The 20,379-nt window shown below is 66.0% G+C and carries 20 protein-coding genes; 12 read left to right on the plus strand and 8 right to left on the minus strand.

Annotated features, from left to right (window positions below):
- Positions 1–88: 88 nt before the first annotated feature.
- The 8 genes from pheS to Q0V34_RS00700 all read left to right on the plus strand — a co-directional run bounded on the left by pheS (position 89) and on the right by Q0V34_RS00700 (position 8,590).
- The gene (pheS, locus tag Q0V34_RS00665) at positions 89–1,162 is read left to right on the plus strand and encodes a phenylalanine--tRNA ligase subunit alpha (protein WP_297506457.1); all 1,074 of its coding nucleotides are present in this window, start codon (positions 89–91) and stop codon (positions 1,160–1,162) included.
- 124 nt (positions 1,163–1,286) lie between these two features.
- Positions 1,287–3,689 (plus strand): phenylalanine--tRNA ligase subunit beta, encoded by a 2,403-nt coding sequence (gene pheT, locus Q0V34_RS00670; protein ID WP_297506459.1) that lies wholly within the window; start codon positions 1,287–1,289, stop codon positions 3,687–3,689.
- A gap of 298 nt (positions 3,690–3,987) precedes the next feature.
- Positions 3,988–4,137, plus strand: a complete 150-nt coding sequence (locus Q0V34_RS00675; protein ID WP_297506461.1) for a hypothetical protein — start codon at positions 3,988–3,990, stop codon at positions 4,135–4,137.
- 125 nt (positions 4,138–4,262) lie between these two features.
- Positions 4,263–4,559: a hypothetical protein gene (locus tag Q0V34_RS00680; RefSeq protein ID WP_297506463.1), complete on the plus strand. Its 297-nt coding sequence runs from the start codon at positions 4,263–4,265 to the stop codon at positions 4,557–4,559.
- Positions 4,556–4,843 (plus strand): hypothetical protein, encoded by a 288-nt coding sequence (locus Q0V34_RS00685; protein ID WP_297506465.1) that lies wholly within the window; start codon positions 4,556–4,558, stop codon positions 4,841–4,843. The genes Q0V34_RS00680 and Q0V34_RS00685 overlap by 4 nt, the downstream gene beginning before the upstream one ends.
- A 54-nt stretch (positions 4,844–4,897) precedes the next feature.
- Positions 4,898–5,485 carry a peptide-methionine (S)-S-oxide reductase MsrA gene (gene msrA, locus Q0V34_RS00690; RefSeq protein ID WP_297506467.1) on the plus strand — a complete coding sequence of 196 codons (588 nt, stop codon included), beginning with the start codon at positions 4,898–4,900 and terminating at the stop codon, positions 5,483–5,485.
- Between the two features lie 76 nt (positions 5,486–5,561).
- Positions 5,562–6,941, plus strand: a complete 1,380-nt coding sequence (locus Q0V34_RS00695) for a DUF4139 domain-containing protein (RefSeq protein ID WP_297506469.1) — start codon at positions 5,562–5,564, stop codon at positions 6,939–6,941.
- A gap of 119 nt (positions 6,942–7,060) precedes the next feature.
- Positions 7,061–8,590, plus strand: coding sequence for a DUF4139 domain-containing protein (locus Q0V34_RS00700; RefSeq protein ID WP_367272017.1), 1,530 nt, complete (start codon positions 7,061–7,063; stop codon positions 8,588–8,590).
- 35 nt (positions 8,591–8,625) lie between these two features.
- Here the strand turns inward: Q0V34_RS00700 and Q0V34_RS00705 are convergent, their stop codons facing one another.
- The gene (locus tag Q0V34_RS00705; protein WP_297506471.1) at positions 8,626–9,333 is read right to left on the minus strand and encodes an EipA family protein; all 708 of its coding nucleotides are present in this window, start codon (positions 9,331–9,333) and stop codon (positions 8,626–8,628) included.
- Positions 9,334–9,494: 161 nt separating this feature from the next.
- Between Q0V34_RS00705 and lepA the strand changes: the two genes are divergently transcribed.
- The gene (gene lepA / locus Q0V34_RS00710; protein WP_297506473.1) at positions 9,495–11,303 is read left to right on the plus strand and encodes a translation elongation factor 4; all 1,809 of its coding nucleotides are present in this window, start codon (positions 9,495–9,497) and stop codon (positions 11,301–11,303) included.
- Between the two features lie 101 nt (positions 11,304–11,404).
- On the opposite strand, the gene Q0V34_RS00715 is transcribed toward lepA, so the two are convergent.
- From Q0V34_RS00715 to Q0V34_RS00725, 3 genes are read right to left on the minus strand one after another with little or no spacing between them, the layout of a single operon-like run.
- Complete coding sequence (locus Q0V34_RS00715) at positions 11,405–12,547, minus strand: hypothetical protein (RefSeq protein ID WP_297506475.1); 1,143 nt, start codon at positions 12,545–12,547, stop codon at positions 11,405–11,407.
- Positions 12,544–12,999, minus strand: coding sequence for a hypothetical protein (locus Q0V34_RS00720; RefSeq protein WP_297506477.1), 456 nt, complete (start codon positions 12,997–12,999; stop codon positions 12,544–12,546). The genes Q0V34_RS00715 and Q0V34_RS00720 overlap by 4 nt, the downstream gene beginning before the upstream one ends.
- The gene (locus Q0V34_RS00725) at positions 12,996–14,849 is read right to left on the minus strand and encodes a Z1 domain-containing protein (protein ID WP_297506479.1); all 1,854 of its coding nucleotides are present in this window, start codon (positions 14,847–14,849) and stop codon (positions 12,996–12,998) included. Before Q0V34_RS00725 ends, Q0V34_RS00720 begins: the two co-directional genes overlap by 4 nt.
- 391 nt (positions 14,850–15,240) lie before the next feature.
- On the opposite strand from Q0V34_RS00725, the gene Q0V34_RS00730 reads away from it, so the two are divergent.
- The gene (locus Q0V34_RS00730) at positions 15,241–15,408 is read left to right on the plus strand and encodes a hypothetical protein (protein ID WP_297506481.1); all 168 of its coding nucleotides are present in this window, start codon (positions 15,241–15,243) and stop codon (positions 15,406–15,408) included.
- Positions 15,409–15,527: 119 nt separating this feature from the next.
- Here Q0V34_RS00730 and Q0V34_RS00735 read toward each other — a convergent pair whose 3' ends face one another.
- The 3 genes from Q0V34_RS00735 to Q0V34_RS00745 all read right to left on the minus strand — a co-directional run bounded on the left by Q0V34_RS00735 (position 15,528) and on the right by Q0V34_RS00745 (position 17,899).
- Complete coding sequence (locus Q0V34_RS00735) at positions 15,528–15,869, minus strand: DUF3800 domain-containing protein (protein ID WP_297506484.1); 342 nt, start codon at positions 15,867–15,869, stop codon at positions 15,528–15,530.
- Positions 15,870–16,508: 639 nt separating this feature from the next.
- Positions 16,509–17,288: a hypothetical protein gene (locus Q0V34_RS00740; protein WP_297506972.1), complete on the minus strand. Its 780-nt coding sequence runs from the start codon at positions 17,286–17,288 to the stop codon at positions 16,509–16,511.
- Positions 17,289–17,350: 62 nt separating this feature from the next.
- Complete coding sequence (locus Q0V34_RS00745) at positions 17,351–17,899, minus strand: hypothetical protein (protein ID WP_297506486.1); 549 nt, start codon at positions 17,897–17,899, stop codon at positions 17,351–17,353.
- A 63-nt stretch (positions 17,900–17,962) separates the two neighbouring features.
- Between Q0V34_RS00745 and Q0V34_RS00750 the strand changes: the two genes are divergently transcribed.
- Positions 17,963–18,136, plus strand: a complete 174-nt coding sequence (locus Q0V34_RS00750) for a hypothetical protein (protein ID WP_297506488.1) — start codon at positions 17,963–17,965, stop codon at positions 18,134–18,136.
- Between the two features lie 14 nt (positions 18,137–18,150).
- On the opposite strand, the gene Q0V34_RS00755 is transcribed toward Q0V34_RS00750, so the two are convergent.
- Positions 18,151–19,170: a D-alanyl-D-alanine carboxypeptidase family protein gene (locus Q0V34_RS00755; RefSeq protein WP_297506974.1), complete on the minus strand. Its 1,020-nt coding sequence runs from the start codon at positions 19,168–19,170 to the stop codon at positions 18,151–18,153.
- A gap of 84 nt (positions 19,171–19,254) precedes the next feature.
- Here Q0V34_RS00755 and Q0V34_RS00760 point away from each other — a divergent pair, with 84 nt between their 5' ends.
- Positions 19,255–20,343: a L,D-transpeptidase gene (locus Q0V34_RS00760; RefSeq protein ID WP_297506490.1), complete on the plus strand. Its 1,089-nt coding sequence runs from the start codon at positions 19,255–19,257 to the stop codon at positions 20,341–20,343.
- Positions 20,344–20,379: the final 36 nt, after the last annotated feature.

Genomic DNA, 20,379 nt, shown 5'->3' on the forward strand with positions numbered 1-20,379 from the left:
TTGGTTTCCCGCTTTCGCGGGAATGATCGGAATTGGGGCCTGTTCCCTAGTTTCAACCCTCTCGAATTCCTCTAGACGGATGCCCGTCATGACCGATCTCAACACCCTCGAATCCGACGTCCTGGCCCAGGTGGCCGGCGCGGCGGACCTGCAAGCGCTCGACGCCGTCCGCGTGGCGGCCGTCGGCAAGACCGGCTCGATCTCGGGCCTGCTCAAGACGCTGGGCGCGATGAGCCCGGACGAGCGCAAGACCCAGGGCGCGGCGATCAACGCGCTCCGGGACAAGGTCGCCGAAGCCATCGCCGAGAAGAAGGCCGCCCTGGAAGCCGCCGAGCTCGACGCGCGCCTGGCCAGCGAGACCCTGGACCTCTCCCTGCCCGCGCCCTACCGCCGCAAGGGATCCGTCCACCCGACCATGCAGACCATGGACGAGATGGTCGCCATCTTCGCCGAGATGGGCTTCGCGGTCGCGGAAGGCCCGGACATCGAGGACGACTTCCACAACTTCACGGCCCTGAACTTCCCGCCCAAGCACCCCGCGCGCGAGATGCACGACACCTTCTTCTTCCATCCCAAGGAAGACGGCGAGCGCATGCTGCTGCGCACCCACACCAGTCCGGTGCAGGTGCGGACCATGGTCTCGCAGAAGCCGCCGATCCGGATCATCGCGCCGGGCCGCACCTATCGTTGCGACAACGACGCCACCCACACGCCGGTGTTCCACCAGGTCGAGGGCCTGGTCATCGACAAGGGCATCCACATGGGCCACCTGAAGTGGACCCTGGAGACCTTCCTGGCCCGGTTCTTCGAGACCGACGCGGTGACGACCCAGTTCCGCCCGCACCACTTCCCGTTCACCGAGCCGTCGGCCGAGATGGACGTGCAGTGCGACCGCTCGGGCGGCGAGATCAAGATCGGCCAGGGCACGAGCTGGCTCGAGATCCTGGGCTGCGGGATGGTTCACCCGAACGTCCTGCGCGCCTGCGGCATCGACCCGGACGAGTACCAGGGCTTCGCCTTCGGCATGGGCGTCGATCGCCTGGGCATGCTGAAATACGGTATGCCGGACCTGCGCGACATGTGGTCGTCGGACGTCCGCTGGCTGTCGCACTACGGCTTTAGCGCCTTCGCGGCGCCGAACCCGGCGTCGGGATTGAGCTAACAACGAACCCTCCCCTCCCCCTTGCGGGGAGGGGGCAGGGGGTGGGGGTGAGACACCGCCATCTCCGAGCACACACCCCCACCCCAACCCCTCCCCGCAAGGGGGAGGGGCTTGGAGATCGAAAATGAAATTCACCCTGTCCTGGCTCAAGGACCACCTTGAGACCACCGCCGCCGTCCCCGAGATCGTCGCGGCCATGACCATGGCCGGGCTCGAGGTCGAGCACGTCACCGATCCGGCGACCAAGCTGGCGCCGTTCACGGTCGCCAAGATCGTCGAGGCCGTGCAGCATCCCAACGCCGACCGCCTGCGGGTCTGCCAGGTCGACACCGTCGACGGCCGCAAGGAGATCGTCTGCGGCGCGCCGAACGCCCGCGCCGGCCTGACCACCATCTACGCTCCGATCGGCGCCTACGTGCCCGGCCTGGGCGTGACCCTGGTCGAGAAGCCCGTTCGCGGCGTCGTCTCGAACGGCATGCTCTGCTCGGCCGCCGAGCTGGAATACGCCACCGAGAGCGACGGCATCATGGAGCTGCCCGACAGTCTCGCCGTCGGCACGCCGGCCGTCGATGCCCTGGGCCTGGAAGCGGTCATCGACTTCGAGGTCACCCCCAACCGCCCCGACTGGCTGGGCGTCGCCGGCATCGCCCGCGACCTGGCCGCCGCCGGCGTCGGCACGCTGAAGGACCTGTCGATCGCGCCGGTCGCCGGGACGTATCCCTGCCCGATCACCGTCAAGGTCGACGGCGAGGCCTGCCCGGTGTTCGCCGGCCGCCTGATCAAGGGCGTCAGGAACGGCCCCTCGCCCAAGTGGCTGCAGGACCGCCTGACCGCGATCGGCCTGCGTCCGATCAACGCCCTCGTGGACGTCACCAACCTGATCTCCTACGACCGCGCTCGGCCGCTGCACGTCTATGACGCGGCCAAGCTGGCGGGGAGCGAGATCGTGACGCGCCTGGGCCGCCACGGCGTCAACGGCGACGAGCACCTGATCGCGCTGGACGGCAAGACCTACGAGCTGACCCCCGACATGTGCGTGATCGCCGACGCGAACGGCGAGCGCCCGATCGGCCTGGGCGGCGTCATGGGCGGCGAGAGCACCGGCTGCGCGGAGGAGACCGTCGACGTCTTCATCGAGAGCGCCTGGTTCGAGCCGATCCGCATCGCCCAGACGGGCCGGACCACCGGCATCGCCAGCGACGCCCAGTATCGCTTCGCCCGCACGGTCGACACCGGCTCGGTCGTTCCGGGGCTGGAGTTGGCCACCAAGCTGATCCTGGAGCTGTGCGGCGGGGAGCCGTCCGAGATCGTCGTCGCCGGCGAGGCTCCGGCCGCGCCGAAGGGCTTTCCCTTCGACCCGGCCTATGTCGAGCAGCTGTCGGGCCTGGCCGTGTCGCCCGAGCGCACGCGCCAGATCCTGGTCGCCCTGGGCTTCGCGGTGAGCGGCGACGGCGCGTCCTGGACCGTGACCCCGCCGACCTTCCGCCGCGACGTCGAGGGCAAGGCCGATCTCGTCGAGGAGGTCGCCCGCATCGCCGGCTACGGCGCCCTGCCCTCGACCGCCCTGCCGGAGGTTCCGCGCGCCGTCGGCGGCGTGCTGACGACCAAGCAGGCTCGCGCCCGCATGGCCCGCCGCGCCCTGGCGGCCGCCGGCTATGCCGAAGCCGTGAGCTTCAGCTTCACCAGCCGCGAGACCGCCCGGCTGTTCGGCGGCGGTCAGGACGCACTGGTGCTGGCCAATCCGATCGCCTCGGAGCTGGACTGCATGCGCCCGTCGCTGCTGCCCAACCTGATCGAGGCCGCCGGCCGCAACGCCCGCCAGGGCTTCCCGGACGCGGCCCTGTTCGAGATCGGCCCGACCTTCCACGGCGATCAGCCGGGCGACCAGCGCACCGTCGTGGCCGCGATCATCGCGCCCCACGCCCCGCGCGGCTGGGACAAGGCCAAGCAGGACGACGTCTTCACGATCAAGGCCGACCTGCTGGCCCTGCTGGAGGAACTGGGCGCGCCGGTCGCCTCGCTGCAGACGGCGCAGGGGACCGCCTCGTCCTGGTGGCACCCGGGCCGCTCGGCGCGCCTGCAGTTGGGCCCCAAGGCGGTGATGGCCGAGTTCGGCGAGCTCCACCCGGCCGTGCTGAAGGCCATGGACGTCGCCGGCCCCATCTACGGCTTCGAGATCACCCTGGAGGCGGTCCCCGAGCCGAAGAAGAAGGCGATCAAGACCCGTCCGGCCTTCTCGCCCTCGGCCCTGATGCCGCTGACCCGCGACTTCGCCTTCGTGGTGGAGAAGGCCAAGGCCGCCGGCGATCTGGTCAAGGCCGCCGCCGGCGCCGACAAGGCGCTGATCGCGGCCGCCCGCGTGTTCGACGTCTATGAGGGCCCCGGCGTGCCGGAGGGCTTCAAGTCGGTCGCGCTGGAGGTCGTGGTCCAGCCGCGCGAGGCGACCCTGACCGAGGCCGAGATCGACGCCCTGTCGGCCAAGGTCGTCGCCGCGGTCGAGAAGGCCGGCGGCAAGCTGCGGGGGTAAGCTCCTTCTCCCCTTGCGGGAGAAGGTGGCGGCCGTCAGGCCGACGGATGAGGGGTCGCGCAGGCGGCCCCTTTTTCGCGTTCGGACGGGGTGTTCAACCCCTCATCCGGCCCTCCGGGCCACCTTCTCCCGCAAGGGGAGAAGGGGCGGCATTGCTCAAGCTTTGAGCATTCGGTCCCGATCGGGCCAAATCCTGCCTTCCGCCGCGACCGATCGCCCCTTGGGGCGGCAAGACCTTGCGCAACGCTAAACCCCGCGCTACCTGTAAGACGCGCTAACGGATTTTCATCGCTTCCACATGCAATCGACCTTCGCCTTCGCCGCCTTCGTGACCACCGGCCTCGCCGCCGTGGGCGCGATGTCGTGCGCCGTGGCGATGTGGAACATGATTAATCAGATTAAAACCGTGCCAATCCGGACGGGGCAAAATCGGCGCAAGCAGCGGTAGGAACCCTACCCAAGACCCAAGCCGAAGGATCGCGAGATCTCCAAAAAGCCCCGCTCCCACGAGCGGGGTTTTTTGTTGCGCGGTTCCTCGGTCCTCCAAGCCTCTTAAAGCCAAGGACCACTTCGATGAGCTACCTGCCCTCCCCACCCGCCTTCCATAGCGACGCCGACGGCGTCACCGTCCACCAGCTGCTGCTGGCCGCGCAGGACGCGCCCAGCGCGCTCGATGCCGTCCGCCAGGGCCTGGCCGACAGCGGCGCCGAGCTGTGCGGCCTGACGCTGAAGCCCGTCGGCCAGATCGTCGAGGCCTCGCTGAAGGTCCGCCACCTGGGCGATCAGGCCGCCCGCCTCTTGGCCCGCGATCTGGCCGCCTGGCCGGGCGTCACCTCGGCCTCGGTAGAGCACCAGTGGGTGCGCCCGTGAGCCTGGCGGAGGACCTCAAACCGGAAGAAGGCTCTTTTGCCTCTTTTGGGCGCCGCCTCTTCCTCGTCACCGCCGACGACACGCCCGAGGCCCTGATGCGGGTGCTGGGCGTGGCCAGCGTCCAGCAGGCCCGCCTGCGCGCCCTGTCCGCCGCTCCCGAGGGCCCTCATCTGGCCATTCGCCTCGAGATCGACGACCAGGGCGACGCCCGGGCCGAGGCGCTGGCCTCGCGCCTCTCGGCCTGTCCCAGCGTGCGCGGCGTCGGTTTCGGCTGGCGCGCGTAACCGTTCGCCGGTTTCGTGCGTATCTGGATCGAACGTCCCTCGCTGGAAACCCCGATGCGCCGCTTCCTTCTCCTGATCGCCGCCGCCTTCGCCCTGTTCGGCGTCTCCAGCGCGTTGGCCGCGCCGAAGACCGAGACCGCCATCTTCGCCGGCGGCTGCTTCTGGTGCATGGAGCACGACATGGGCGGCGTCCCCGGCGTGCTGAAGGTCGAGAGCGGCTATACCGGCGGCCACGTGAAGAACCCGACCTACCAGGACGTCACCAGCGAACAGAGCGGCCACTACGAGTCGGTCCGCGTCACCTACGACCCGGCCAAGCTGGACTATGGCTTTCTGCTGTATCGCTACTGGAAGCTGGTCGATCCCACCGATGACGGCGGCCAGTTCTGCGACCGCGGCCCGTCCTATCGGCCGGCCGTCTTCGTCACCCCCGCCCAGCGCCCGATCGCCGAGAAATCCCGCGCCGAGGCCGCCAAGCGCCTGAAGACCGGGACGATGAAGGCCCAGATCCTGCCGGTGCAGACCTTCTACCCGGCCGAGGAATACCACCGCGACTACGCTAAGCGACACGCGCTGGACTACAACCTCTATCGCACCGGCTGCGGCCGCGACGCACGCCTGCGGGCGGTGTGGGGCGGCTGAGTTTCCACTCAACCTCGCCTAGACTCCGCCTCAATCCCGTGATGTTTTACCCCTGTAAACACACGGGAGGACGTCGATGCACCGCCGCGCTCTGTTGGCCACGGCCAGCCTGCTGCTGATCCCGCTCGCGGCGCGCGCGGAAGGGCGCGAGGTCTCCGTCACCATCTATAATTCGAACCTGGCCCTGGTCGAGGACGCCCGCCCGCTGGACCTGAAGGCCGGCCGCCAGAAGCTGGAGTTCAAGGACGTCTCGGCGGCGATCCGTCCCGAGACGGTCAGCCTGTCCGCCCCCGGCGTCACCATCCTGGAGCAGAACTTCGACTACGATCTGCTGACCCCCGACAAGCTGATGGAGAAGGCGGTCGGCCAGCAGGTCAGGATCGTTCGCACCAATCCCGGCGACGGCAAGGAAACCACCGAGGTCGCCACGGTCCTGGCCGCCAACGAGGGCGTCGTCTTGAAGATCGGCGATCGGATCGAGGTGCTGCGCGACGACGGCGTCCCGACCCGCGTGATCTTCGACAAGGTGCCCGAGACCCTGCGCGCCCGCCCCACGCTGTCGGTCAATGTCGAGGCCGCCGGCGCGGGTCCGCGCCAGGCCAAGCTCAGCTATCTGACCTCGGGCCTGTCGTGGAAAGCCGACTATGTCGCCCTGTTCGACGAGGCCAGGGGCGCGCTGGATCTGCAGGGGTGGATCACGCTGTCGAACACCTCGGGCACGGCGTTCGAGAACGCCAGGACCCAGTTGGTGGCCGGCGAGGTCAATCAACTCTCGCAGAACAACGGTTATCGGCCGCCCCGTCGCGGCGTTTCGAGCGTGACCAGCGCCGGAACCGAAAGCGGGAGCGGCGAGCGGGTCGCCGATTACTACCTCTATCCCCTGCCCGAACGGACCACGATCGCCGCCAACCAGAACAAGCAGGTCGGCTTCCTGTCGGCCCAGGGCGTGGCGGCCAAGAAGGTCTACGAAGTGCGCGAGGGCTGGTTCGCCAGCCAGGCCGAACCCGTGAAGGCCGTCGTCGCCATCCAGTTCAGCAACGGCAAGCTGGCGGGCCTGGGCAGCCAGCTGCCCGCCGGGACGATGCGGGTCTATATGCGCGACGCGGCCGGCGACCCTAAGTTCGTCGGCGAGAACGCCATCGGCCACACGCCGGCCGGTTCGGAACTGTCGATCAAGACCGGCGAGGCCTTCGACGTCTCCAGCCAGGCGACCCTGGTCAGCGAGACCAGGGTCTCGAAGACCCGCTCGCGCTACGGGATGAAGTACCTGCTGCGCAACGCCAAGGACCAGCCGGTCACCGTCGAGTTGCGCCAGGGCGGTCTCTGGCGCGACGGCGAGGTCAAGGCCGAGAGCCTGAAGAGCCGCCGCGTCGACGCCCGAACCCTGGGCTGGAGCGTGCCGGTGCCGGCCAACGGCGAGACGACTCTGACCTTCACGGTCGAGACGGGGTGGTGATCCTTTTTCACCGATCATCCCCGCGAAAGCGGGGACCCAAGCTGAACTCGACTGGCCAGCGCCTTTCGAGACTGGCCGCCGCATGGGTCCCCGCTTTCGCGGGGATAACCGGATGGGGTTTGGCCCACGCCGCCACCATCGCCTCCCCCGCCCCCGAGAAGGTCGCCATCACCCTCTATCGCGACGGCGACGGCCCCTTCCAGGCGCTCGGCGACTGGGAACGCCAGCAGGCCAAGGAGAAGGGCCTGATCCTGGTCACCGAGACCCGGACGGTGGACCTGCCGGCCGGCCGCCACGTGATCCGCTTCGACGGCGTCGCCGAGGGGCTGATCCCGCAGAGCGCGGCGGTCGAGGGCCTGCCGGGCAAGGCTGTCGAGCGGAACTACGACTACGCTCTCCTAAGCCCCGGAACCCTGGTCGAACGGTCGCTGGGCCAGCCGATCAAGGTGACGCGCACCAACCGCAAGACCGGCCGCCAGCAGACGGTGGACGCCACCCTGCTGCAAGGCCCCGACGGCCTGATGGTCCGCACCGCCGAGGGCGTCGAGGCGCTGGGCTGCTCGGGTGGTCCGGAGCGGCTGATCCTGGACCACGTCCCGGATGGCCTGACCGACAAGCCCAGCCTCTCGACCGTGGTCGACGTCCCCGCGCCCACCCGCGCCAAGCTGACCGTCTCGTACCTGGCGCTCGGCGTGAACTGGCAAGCCGACTATGTCGCGCGCATCCATCCGGACGGAAAGCGGCTGGACCTGACGGGGTGGCTGACCCTGGTCAACAGCGGCGGCAGTCAGTTCGCCGACGCGCCGACCCAGGCGGTCGCCGGCAGGCTGGCGCGCGAGCCGGTCGCCGTCGAACGCGGCGAGGCCAAGCGGATCGACCGCGCCTGCTGGCCGATGGACACCACGCACCATGGTCATCCCGCCGAACCGCCGCCGCCACCGCCGCCGCCCGCGCCGATGCTGGCGATGCCGCCGCTGGCCAACGCGCGCCGTTCGGATGTCGAGGAGATCATGGTCACCGGCTCGCGCGCCAAGCTGGCCGAGCAGTCGAACCTCGGCGACTACAAGCTTTACACCCTGCCCGAGCCGGTCACCCTGAACCCGCGCCAGACCAAGCAGGTGGCCTTCCTCGACCAGAAGGACGTGGCGTTCCAGCGGCTCTACGTCGTCGAGATCAACGCGTGGAACACGCTGAACGACGCCTTCCTGACGCCGGCGGTGACGCTGCGCCTGGAGAACAAGGCCGCCGCCGGCCTCGGCAAGCCCCTGCCCTCCGGCGCGCTGTCCGCCATCGAGACCGTCGAGGGTCGCCCGACCTTCGCCGGCGAGCAGAAGGTGCGCGACGTGGCGATCGGCGAGCCACTCGACCTCGTGATCGGCCAGGCGATGGACGTCCTGATCCGCCCGCGCCTGGTCGAGGACCACAAGCTGACGAAGGGCCGCGTCCGGCGGGTCTACGAGGTGGATCTCTCGAACGCCAAGACCATCCCCGTCACGGTGGAGCTGCGCCAGAACCCGAACCTGCCGTCGTTCAAGGTCGTCGCCGAGCCCCAGAAGCACGACATCCGCCAGGGCCAGGTCGCCTGGCGCGTGACCGTGCCGGCCAGCCAGGCCAGCACGTTTCGCTACGCCATCGAATACGGCGGCTGAGCCCCCTTCCTCCTCGATGGGGGAAGGGCATAAGCCTAGAATGGCAGCGTGCGGCGTTTGCGGCTGTAGCCGAGGTAGCCGATATTGGCGCCCAGCCGCAGGCCGACGCCGGCGCGGATCGGGGCCAGGGTGATGGTGTCGGCCTTCTGGTAGTTCACGCCCAGGCCGCCGATCAGATAGGCGCTGCCCTCCACGCCGGGGAAGCGGCGGAAGATGGCGTCCGGATACTGCAGGTCATAGCACAGGGTGAAGACGCGGCTGGCGTTGCCGCCCCAATCCCAACCGATCGACGGGCCCTGCCAGAACACCTCCAGCGTCGGCCGGCCCTTCATATAGAGGAGGCCCCGGCCGTAGCGCAGGCCCGCGATGAAGGCGCCCGAGCCCTCCTCGCCGGCGATATAGGCGGTGGGCTGGCCCTTGTCCTTGAAGATCTTCTCGATCGCCGCCCCGGCGCTCTCGGCGGTGACGCCGAGAAAGTCCGAGGTCGCGCGGATCATCTCGTCGGCCGAATAGGTCTGGACGTGGCCGGTGTCGTAGGCCGGCGTATTGCCGTTCGAGGCGGGCGCCGGCGACGGCGGCGGCGGCATCGAGGCGGCCGGGTCGCTCGCGGCCGGGCGCGCCGGTTCGATGGGCTGTGGCGGCGGCAGCTGCTCGCTGTAGCGGCTCTGGCGCGCGAGGGCCTCGCCGGCCACGCTGGTCAGGCCGACGGCGGCGCCCGAGAGGATCAGCTTGCGACGGTCCATGTCAGGGCCTCCCGATCAGTTTCGTTGCAACACTGTTGCAGGCCATTGAGACCGGTTTGCGACCCCAAGCTTAACGAGGCGTTAAGGCCGCGCGACACGTCGCCGCCCGCCAGGGCGCTCTGCCCCTCGCGAAGCGGGCCAAATGTGCTATGCGCAGCCCCATGACTTCGACGCCTCTGGACAAGATCCGCAACTTCTCGATCGTGGCCCACATCGACCACGGCAAATCGACCCTCTCCGATCGCCTGATCCAGGAGACCGGCGCCCTCTCCGCGCGGGAGATGAGCGCCCAGGTCCTGGACAACATGGACATCGAAAAGGAGCGCGGGATCACCATCAAGGCCCAGACGGTGCGCCTGCACTACAAGGCCAAGGACGGCGAGACCTATGTCCTGAACCTGATGGACACCCCCGGCCACGTCGACTTCGCCTACGAGGTCAGCCGCTCCCTGGCCGCCTGCGAAGGCTCGATCCTGGTCGTCGACGCCAGCCAGGGCGTGGAGGCCCAGACCCTGGCCAATGTCTACCAGGCCATCGACAACAACCACGAGATCGTCCCGGTCCTGAACAAGGTCGACCTCCCCGCCGCCGACGTCGAGCGCGTCAAGGCGCAGATCGAGGACGTCATCGGCCTCGACGCCTCCGACGCCGTCGAATGCTCGGCCAAGACGGGTCTCGGCATCCCCGACGTGCTGGAAGCCATCGTCACCCGCCTGCCCCCGCCCAAGGGCGACGTGAACGCCCCGCTGAAGGCCCTGCTGGTCGACGCCTGGTACGACGCCTATCTCGGCGTCGTCGTGCTGGTGCGCATCTTCGACGGCACGCTGAAGGCCGGCCAGCAGGTCCGCATGATGCAGACCGGCGCCACCCACCGCATCGACAAGGTCGGCGTCTTCCGCCCCAAGGCCACCGACGTCGACGTCCTGACCCCTGGCGAGGTCGGCTTCTTCACCGCCTCCATCAAGGAAGTGGCCGACGCCGCCGTCGGCGACACCATCACCGACGAGAAGAAGCCCACCGCCGAGGCCCTGAAGGGCTTCAAGGAAGTGGTCCCGGTCGTGTTCTGCGGCCTCTTCCCGGTCGACGCCGCCGACTTCGAGGACCTGCGCGCCGCCGTCGGCAAGCTGCGCCTGAACGACGCCAGCTTTACCTACGAAATGGAGAGCAGCGCCGCCCTGGGCTTTGGCTTCCGCTGTGGGTTCCTGGGCCTGCTGCACCTGGAGATCATCCAGGAGCGCCTGTCCCGCGAATTCGACCTTGATCTGATCGCGACCGCCCCCTCGGTCGTCTACAAGATCCGCCTGCGCAACGGCGAGGAGATCGAGCTGCACAACCCGGCCGACCTGCCGGACGTGATGCAGATCGAGGAGATCGCCGAGCCCTGGATCAAGGCCACCATCTTCACCCCCGACGAGTACCTGGGCGGCGTCATCAAGCTTTGCCAGGACCGCCGCGGCATGCAGCGCGAGCTCTCCTATGTCGGCAGCCGCGCCATGGTCGTCTACGACCTGCCGCTGAACGAGGTGGTGTTCGACTTCTACGACCGCCTGAAGTCGATCTCGAAGGGCTATGCCAGCTTCGACTACCAGCTGGAGGACTACCGCGCCGGCGACCTCGTCAAGATGTCGATCCTGGTCAACAGCGAGCCCGTCGACGCCCTGTCGATGCTGGTCCACCGCAGCCGCGCCGAAAGCCGCGGCCGGGGCATGTGCGAGAAGATGAAGGAGCTCATCCCCCAGCACATGTTCGTCATCCCGATCCAGGCCGCCATCGGCGGCCGCATCATCGCCCGCGAAACCGTCCGCGCCCTGCGCAAGGACGTGACCGCCAAGTGCTACGGCGGCGACGCCAGCCGCAAGCGCAAGCTTCTGGACAAGCAGAAGGAAGGCAAGAAGCGGATGCGCCAGTTCGGCAAGGTCGAGATCCCGCAGGAAGCGTTCATCGCGGCGTTGAAGATGGACGAGGATTGAGGCGGGGCGGTTAGCGCTGGAGTGTTGAGTTTTAAGCGCCCCCGCCGGGAGACTGGCGGGGGCTTTGCTTTGGGTGACGAAATAGCTTGTTAAGCTCGATACTAGGCGACGAAAGTCAGTACGGTTTCAGTCCGCATTCGTTTGCCAAGAGCATTGCTCTCACCTTTCGGTGTAGGGAGATATCGGCTTTGAGACGGCAAAGCGCGATCGAAACGGTTAGTTAACGTGAAACCAACCTGGGTTGCACTTACGTGGTTAATGTCGGCGTTCGAAACGGCGACGCCGGCGATGTTTGAGTTCCCCACCACTACCAGCACTTGGCCGCCAGGCTTCACCACGCGCCGAAGCTCGATCATCAGTTTATAAATGTCCATTCTATAGCGTTCGACGATCCGCGCTTTCGAAGGTGGAAGCGCTGCTGCAATCTCGAATGGCGGCAAAACCAACTCAGGTACAGCTTTAAGCGCAGCCTCAGCCCCGATTGAACCCGCTCGAACAGACGCTAGCTCATCTAACCTATAGCCGAGCCAGATTAGCGCTAACCTGTGGCCTCGCATGTAGTCGATCGCGTTGAGGTACGGCGGCGAAGTGATGACTGCGTCGACACTATGGTCGTCCAATGGAAGATTTCGCGCATCCGCGCGATCTAACTTTGCACTTCCACGGATATTCGCCGGATACAATCGATCTTCGATCCGCTTAGCCGCAATGGGGAGCGCCCGGAACACATCGAAATCGTTATTGAAGAACACTCTATGTGGACGGCTATGGGACGTATCACGAGCAACAGACGCGCCCTTTTCTTTGGTGATGATCAGACGGCTTAAAGCAAGCATCAATGCGTCACGGTGGAGGCCTTCGTAGCCGCTCAGAACTTGAGCGAGCGCTGACAAGTCAGCGCGTTGCTTCTCTTCAAACCAAAATTCGGCAAACAATTGCGTCTTAACGGAGTCGCCCCAGGGCGATACCGGATCGCGTATCGCCTTTGCCGCATCCGCGACTTTGCGCGCCTCGTGAACAAGCCCATCGGCAAGCGGCGATGTCCAGACACGGGCCATCAAGACCGCCAATGGGTCGAGGTCAAAACCCATGCATGGATTGCCGTTCTCTACCCCTGCGCGCAAAACCGTCCCGGAGCCAGACATCGGGTCCAGGATCACAGCGCTTGCTGGAAGCGACGCAATGGTCTTAAGGGCGAGTTCGGGTGCCATCCGCGCCGGAAAGGGATGGATCGAAGGTATCATTCTGGGCTCTGCTTTGTGTCGAAGATGTAGTGCAGGCCACGCGGCTTCGGACGCGAAAGCTTGCCCCCCGTGCCGTTGACCCGGTACATCGTATTTCGGTCGCGATCTACCCTGATAAAGCTGGTTGTTTTGGCATTGCGCGGATTCACTGACCAGAATTCATCGAGGGATAAAGCAACCGCGCCATCCTGACCGCAAACATGAATAAGCCAGACCGCGCCACAACGCTTTGATAGACGTTCAATTTCCAGAATATTGTCATCAAGATACGTAAATTGCCACGGAGGCAATCGTTTTGAGCTATGCTTTATGTGAACACCAAGAATTCCATCAATTCTATAAGAATTCACACGCCCCAGGTCATCGCAGGTCTCGATTTTTATCGGCTTATTAGCTCTGACAATTAGCTCCCTTAGCGCAGCCCCGTGATATCTTTCGAACTCGCCGATCATTTCAGGTTCTTTATGAACTGAACTGAGCCGTCGAACTTGTAGAAAAGCCGAGCTTTTCCAAGGTCGTTGCGGAACACACGGAGGAAGTGCGCCGTGTTACCAGCCCTGTCAGCGTCGCGGATTGTCAGGAAGCCTTGCCGCCTCTGAATATCCATCTTCTCCTGCTCTGTCATGCTGGGGAACATGCCTGCGCTCTGGAAGACCTTAAGCCCGGCAGTTCCGCGAGACAGTGAGTGCAGGATGAACTCTCGGAGGTAGCGCGGGAAGGCTGCATCGCCGAGCTTATCTGCGATCAAATTAACTTTGTCAGCGGGCGAGAGCGGGGCGGACGCTATGTCATCAAGTTCCGGTAAAAAATCGAAGATGGCAAAGCTCATTTCTCCACGATCAAGGTCGACGGTGGAGTTATCGACGCTAGCGCTTGCAACAGCAGCGATGCGCGGATCTGCAATCCACACTGGCGCGCCCAACCCGCTATCAATAGAAGCTAGCGCAAGCCGATGATAGACAAAGCACCTATGCCAATCGGCATATAGAGATATGGGGATCGTTAGCTCGAAATGAGCAAGATAAGACCCCCTACTACCAAACATTCTGGCACGCTGTATATATGTGTCTTGCTGCAACTTGTTTTTCACATCCCGAGTGAAAAACATGCTGAGAAGGTTATTGAACGTAACCCCCCGAGACACAATGTTTCCGCCTATCACCACCGTGAATAGGGCAGAAGGGTTTGTAGCACTGCCTCCAAAATTCTTGAAGGCCGCTTCGCTATTTAGAACTATTACGGCCCTTCTGCTAATATTTTGCAGGACATATCGCGTTATTTCGTCTGCCGACACATCAACATATGTTGACTTTGCCAGCGTCCATATCTGTTCGAGGTATTGAGCGAAGCTCCTATTATTCTCGTCTGAGAGAACCGAGAATACCTTTCTTATGTTCTCTAAATCGGCCTTATGATCTATTTTTTTTCCGCTAGTGTGTATTAGTATCGAATAATTCTTCTCCTCCTTATGAGTCATGTTCAAATGAGCGACATTTATCATAAAACGAAATAAGGCGGCACGCTCATGACGAAAATCATCATTCTTATCGGACATGAGAAATAGTTTGTATTTAAGACTTTTTATGCCGATTTCGTCTATATTCATGGGAAAGAAATCATCCTGCCCCGTATACATTCTATGGGGCGGAAACTTGACCCACATCTTGGAGTCATTATTAAATGTATTATTCAAATTCAAACGGGCCGGCGTCGCCGTAACGCCTATATAGTGCCCCGTCTTACCTATTAACCTCTCTATCAGCTCGTTTATAGGAGTCTTGTCCTTCTTATTGACCAATGAATTTGGCGTTGCGTAATCAGCTTCATCATCAATAACTACAATTTTATCCATCTTGCCAATCTTATTAATAAGATCGCGAAGGTTATTCCCATTTTTCTTGCAAAAGACGACGAACGTACCAACTCTGACGTCTATCGCAGGATCAACTATTTCCATAAAATTCTGCGCGGACGGTGCCAATCCGGAACTGTGAAACCGCCCGAGATTTTGCCCGAGAAGATCGACACTGTCGTTTAATAAATGAACGATGAATCGATAACCTTCATCAAGAAGTTTAGCCGTTAGGCAGATCATCATCTCAGTTTTGCCGCTTTGCGGCTCACCGTAGATGACAAAGGATTTTTGACTCGAGCCAGAGAGATTTTTCAGCGCGCCTTGAACTGCTAACTCGATACACTCAGTCGAATTGCCAACGTCGCGTAATCGCTGCAACTGTGTTTGGTATTGGTTATTGGGCCGCTCGCCGGCGGTAAACCTCGAGATATCGAATGTATCAAACATACCCGCTCCCCCAGGCCTCAGGCGTGAAAAGCTGAAGCGCGATCCGGCGCAAAGCCACCGTCCATCCGATTCGAAAGTTACACCTGTGGCTGAGTCTCTCAAGGCCACACTCGCGAGCCTAGTGCATCTGGATGTGGAAAAAAACTCACGACCAACGATTGTAAAAAGTCTCTCGTTACCGGAGCCAGATAAACTGCAGCGGTAGCCGCCATAGCATTTTTCTTATCGAGCTTTGCTTCGCTTAACCGGGCAGAATTCTGATCTGAACTTAATCGCAGATTGTTCCCCCCCACCTCTTCCCCCCACACCTAACCCCCTGAATTCACTCGCCCCGACACCGCTCTACGCCCCGCTCCGTCCCCGGTGTCCGGGGCGGCCGTATTCTAGGGCCATGAGCAAATCACATCCCGACGCCCGCCCCACCTGGTTCCGCCCCTTGGAGGACTCGTGGACCCAGATCGCCGAAGAATACAAGAACGGCGCGACCGCCGCCGAGCTGGAGGCCAAGTGGAAGGTCTCGGCCAGCAGCATCTGTCGCCGCGCCTGCGAGCCCGACTGAAGCCCCCTCCGCTCGCCAATTGCGCCCGCCCCGCCAATCCCCTATCTTCTCCCTCAAATGGACTGGGGTTTCTCGGTCGGCGTTGGGCTCCTGGGGTTTCTCGGGGGCCCTTCTGCTTTCTAGGGGAAAATCTTCAGCCCGTTCGCCGCCAGCTTGGGCCGCAGGATATCGAAAGCCCGGTTCTCCTGGGTCGGACGCAGGGCCTTCAGCCCAATAGGCCCCGCCATCAGGTCGGCCAGTTGCAGGCCGGATGAATTACTCTTCTTGTCGACGAAGATCGGCTCCCACTGCAGGCGGGTGAAGTCCCGCCGTTGGTTGCCCCACTGAACCTCATTGGCGACGATCCGGCGGAAGTGCAGTTCAAGCTCCCGGTCCTCGCGCTTGCCACGACTCTCAAAGATGGCGTGGACGGTCCGCCCCTCCTGGCCGAGCGCCAGAAGACGGCCCAGCAGCTTCTCCAAACAGAAGTGCAGCGGCAGTTCGTAGGGGCTCCAGGGGGCGGCGTAGCGGGCGACCAGCCGAAAGCCCCCTCATCCGTCAGCCTGAGGCTGCCACCTTCTCCCGCAGGGGGAGAAGGGGATTGGGGGCGCTGGATGCTCGGGGTTCGCGATCCAGGGCTCAACAAAATCAAACGCTTCCTACTTTCTCGCGTCCCCGGATGATCCGCGCTGAAATCGCCCGCACAATCTCCCCACCTCGTCGCGAGGAAGGGGCGCGTTGGCCAGCGACCGGACGTGGCGGCGGGGGGCGATCGAGCGGGCGCGCTCGTCGGCGCGGAGTCAGATCCGCGACTACATCCCTCCTACGGCGGTCGGCCCTGGAACACAGAAACGACGGGGGATGCGGGCTGGCGACGCGACAGGGAAGCTGAAAGGCTTCCGTCCGGGACCGGGTTTCGCGACCCGGCCCGCCCGCCGGAGGCTTCAAGGGTTCCGGGGCGCCAATAGCGTCACGGGACCGCGCTTCCGGATAACGAGCGCGCGGAGCGTCGGGCTTCGTCGAAACGGTAATTCTCAATCTTCTCCGGACGGTGTCCGGCGCTCCGCGTCCCTTTCCAGACCTTCAGCGGCTCGCCGCGTGAAGCCGCGGAGGCGCGCCCCTCACCCGAACGGCGGCTTCATCCGGTAGAACCGCGCCTCGCCCAGCAGGTCGTAGACGCGTCGGATGCGGAACGCCTCCGGGCGGGCCTGGGACAGGGCGAACTCGGCGTGGGTGAGGCCGAAGGGGGCGACGTCGGCGGCCAGGGTGGTCTTGACGACCAGCAGGCGCGGGGCCTCGTCGAGGCCGGCGCTGATCACGTCGCAGCCCTCGGGGTCGCCGGCCCGGGCGGGGCGGATGCGGCCGGCCAGATCCGGTCGGCCCCGGTCGGAGAGACGGCGGGCCTCGTGGGCGATGATGCTGGCGACGCCCAGGCCCTTGAGGAAGCGGTCGTCGGCCTCGCGACCGCCCATGTCGAAGCGGCGGATCAGCTGGACCAGCCGCTCGCTCATCGGCTGGCGCTGGGGCGGCGGGGTCTCGATCAGCGGCACGGCGGTGGCGGCGGCGAACAGGGCGGCGGGACGGACGGCGGCGGCGAGCAGGGCCGGCTTGGCGGCCAACTGGGCCTCGACGGCGTCCAGCAAGGCCTCGTCATAGGTCCAGCGCGGCGGCGGGTCGCGCAGGGCGGGGACGCCGATCAGCGACAGCACGGCCGAGATCTCGGCCTGCTTGGCCATGATCGGCATGTCGGACTTGCCGGTGACGAAGCGCACCGTGCGGTCGTGCGCGGCCCGGTCGATGGGCTTGCCGGCGAGCGCCTTCTCCAGCTGGGCCACATAGTCGCCCACCACCACCGTCAGGTCCGCCCCCGACCAGTCCCGACCGCCCGATTCCCCCGTCATCGGATGATCATGGCGCAGGGCGGCGCGCGGCGCCATGGCCTGGCCCCGCGCCGGGTTCGGGTTCAGCGGCCGGCGACGACGGCCAAGGCGGCGGCCACGGGCGGGGCTTCCTGAACCGGCATCTGGTCCGGCGCCAGCTTGGCCGCCTCCATGGCCCGCCGGACGGTGGTGACCGGGTCGCGGGCGTCGACCTTGAAGGTCAGGGCCGCCGCGCGGGCCGGGTTGTCGCCGAGATTGGCGAAGCCGCCGGCGCGCTGGGCGTTGAAGGTGACGCCATAGGTCTTGCCGGCCAGCACCCGGCACAGCAGGACGAAGGTCTTCTGGTCGCTGAGCAGCCGGGGCGTCTTGACGCAGTCCATCGGCTCGGCGCCCGGCGCGGGGGCGTAGTTCCAGGCGGCCGGCGACATCTGCTGGTCGAAGGCGACCTTCAGGATCAGCACGCCGGGGGCCACCGTCTGGTCCTGGGCCGGATAGGTGGCGACCACGTTGGGCGGCGGGGTCGGCGGCAGGATCAGCACCGGCGAGACGGCGTTGTCCTGCGCGCGGGCGGCGCCGGTCGCGAGGGCGGCCAGGGCGACGGCGAGGACGAGAACCGGGTTGCGCGGCGACATGTTTCCAGACTGACGCGTCCTGGCGCCCTTCTCAAGGCGCCGCGCGCGGCCTACACCGCTTTCATGACCGACAAGACCGATCCCGCCGCGACCGAGACGCCGATGCAGCGCGCCCTGCGCCTGAAGAAGGCCGCCCAGGGCAAGCACGGCCACGGGCCGAAGGCCTCGAGCGGCAAGGTCGAACGCGCCAGCGCCGCCGCCCCGACGGGCAAGTCCAAGCCCTGGATGACGCGCTAGGTCCGCCCCGCCCTTCACCGCCGGAGCGCGTCCTCCGGAGGGTCCGTGAGCGGCTCGGAGCCTTCCTTGGGCAGGCTCCAGATCGGCGGTCCCGGCAGCAGCGGCTCGCCCGTCCACTCCCAGTGCCAGGGCTCGTAGACGTAGTTGACGAAGCCGAAGCGGCCGGCGTTGACGACCATCCAGCGATACAGCGGCGCCCGCGACATCGCGAGGCGATTGGCGTCGGCCGTCGAGTCGGGACCAAAGCCGGGCGCGGCGTCGATGACGAGATCCACGGCCAGCCCCGTGCGGTGGGCCGAGCAGATGGTGCGGCGCAGGCCCTGGCAGTTCCTCTGTTCGGCGCAGCGCTGGGCGTCGGCCACGGGCGCGCGGAAGCCGGAGAAGATGGTCAGGGACTCGGGACGCGGCAGCACGCCGTCGGCCCGCGCGGCCTGGACCATCCGGCGATAGGCCTCCAGCGCGCCGGGTCGCAGGCGGATGGCCTTGCCGCCATAGCGCTCCTGGGCGTCGACCTCCACGAGATTGGCCTCCGGCGGCGCGCCGGGGCACATGCCGGCGCGGTTGGCGCGCACGAAGGGCCGCTCCAGATGCCAGCGGGTCAGCATGGCGGCGAAGCTGGCGGCGTCCAGGGTTCCGCTCGGCGTCAGGCCATGGCCGCCTTGCCAGCGGGCAAGGGCCGAGGCGAAGCCGTTGCTGGCCGGCGCGCAGGTCGTGCCGATCTCGGCGGCGATGCGCGGGGCGTAGATCTCCCAGCCGGTCTCGGGCTTGCCGAACGGCGACCAGGCCAGGGTGGAGAGCGAGGCGGCGTTGGCGGCGGCCGCGCCGGGCGGCGCGTCGGTTCCCTCGCAGGCCTCGGGCGCGCCGACGACGGGCGTCGGCCGCGAAGGCGGATCGATCGAGGCCACGTGCTGGGGCGTCACCTCGGCGACGGCGGCGCGCTCGGTCGGCGGCGCCGAGGACGGCCAGCTCACCCATAGCCACAGGCCGCCGACCGCCAGCAGCGGCAGGCCGAGACTCCACAACACGCCTCGCACGACCCTCAAGCCGATCCTCTCTCGCGGGGGAACTTCGCCATGGCTCAAGGCTTGAGACTGCCAGTCGTTCCGTCTGGAGTCCGCATGACCGGTCAAGTCTCCCGTCTCGCCCTGCTCGCCGTGCTGGCCCTGGCGGCCTGCGACGGTCGTCCGTCGTCGAAGTCCGAACCGGGCAAGACCGTCCAGAAGACCGCGCCCGCTCCGCCGCCGACCGTCCCCGCCCCACCGGCCGCGACGCCGGCCTCGCCGCTGGCCCAGGCCGTCAACACCGCGCGCTTCGATCCGGCCGCCACCGATCCCGACAGCCGCCGCAACCTGCTGATCCGCGTGCAGGCCCTGCTGGACCGCGCGCACGTCTCGCCCGGCGTCATCGACGGCCGCGACGGAACGAACCTGAGGCTGGCGATCCAGGCCTATCAGACCGCGCGCGGCCAGGCCGCCGACGGCGAGGTCAGCCAGGCCCTGGTCGAGACGCTGACGGCCGGCGACGCCGGGCCGGCGCTGGTCGCCTACCGGATCACGCCGCAGGACGTGGCTGGTCCCTTCTCGCCGCCGCTGCCCAAGGACGATTACGAGGCGATGGCCGCCCTGCCGGCGATGGACTACACGAGCCCGCTGGAGATGCTGGCCGAGCGCTTCCACATGGACGAGGCCTTGCTGCAGGCGCTCAATCCGGGCGCGGATTTCGGCGCGGCGGGAACGACCATCATGGTGGTCGCCGCCGGCGCCGACACCCTGGACCGCAAGGTCCAGCGCATCGAGATCGACAAGAGCCTCGGCCAGGTTCGCGCCTTCGACGCCGAGGGCGTCCAGCTGGCGGTCTATCCCGCCACCGTGGGCAGCACCGAACGACCGGCGCCGACCGGCGAATGGGCGGTGCGCACGCTCGCGCCCCGGCCCAGCTACACCTACGACCCGTCGCGCCTGACCTTCGGCAAGCCCAAGGCCAAGCTGACCATCAAGCCCGGGCCCAACAACCCGGTGGGCTCCACCTGGATCGATCTGACCAAGGACACCTACGGCATCCACGGCACGCCGGATCCCAAGCTGGTCAACAAGCGCGCCTCGCACGGCTGCGTGCGCCTGACCAACTGGGACGCCGCCGAGCTGGGCTCGGCGGTGACCAAGGGCGCCAAGGTGGTGTTTCTGGGAACGGAGGCGCGGGGCGGTTAGGCTCGCCGCGCCCTTCTTGTCATCCCGGAAAGCGCG

The organism is uncultured Caulobacter sp. (assembly GCF_947036865.1).
GTDB lineage: Bacteria > Pseudomonadota > Alphaproteobacteria > Caulobacterales > Caulobacteraceae > Caulobacter.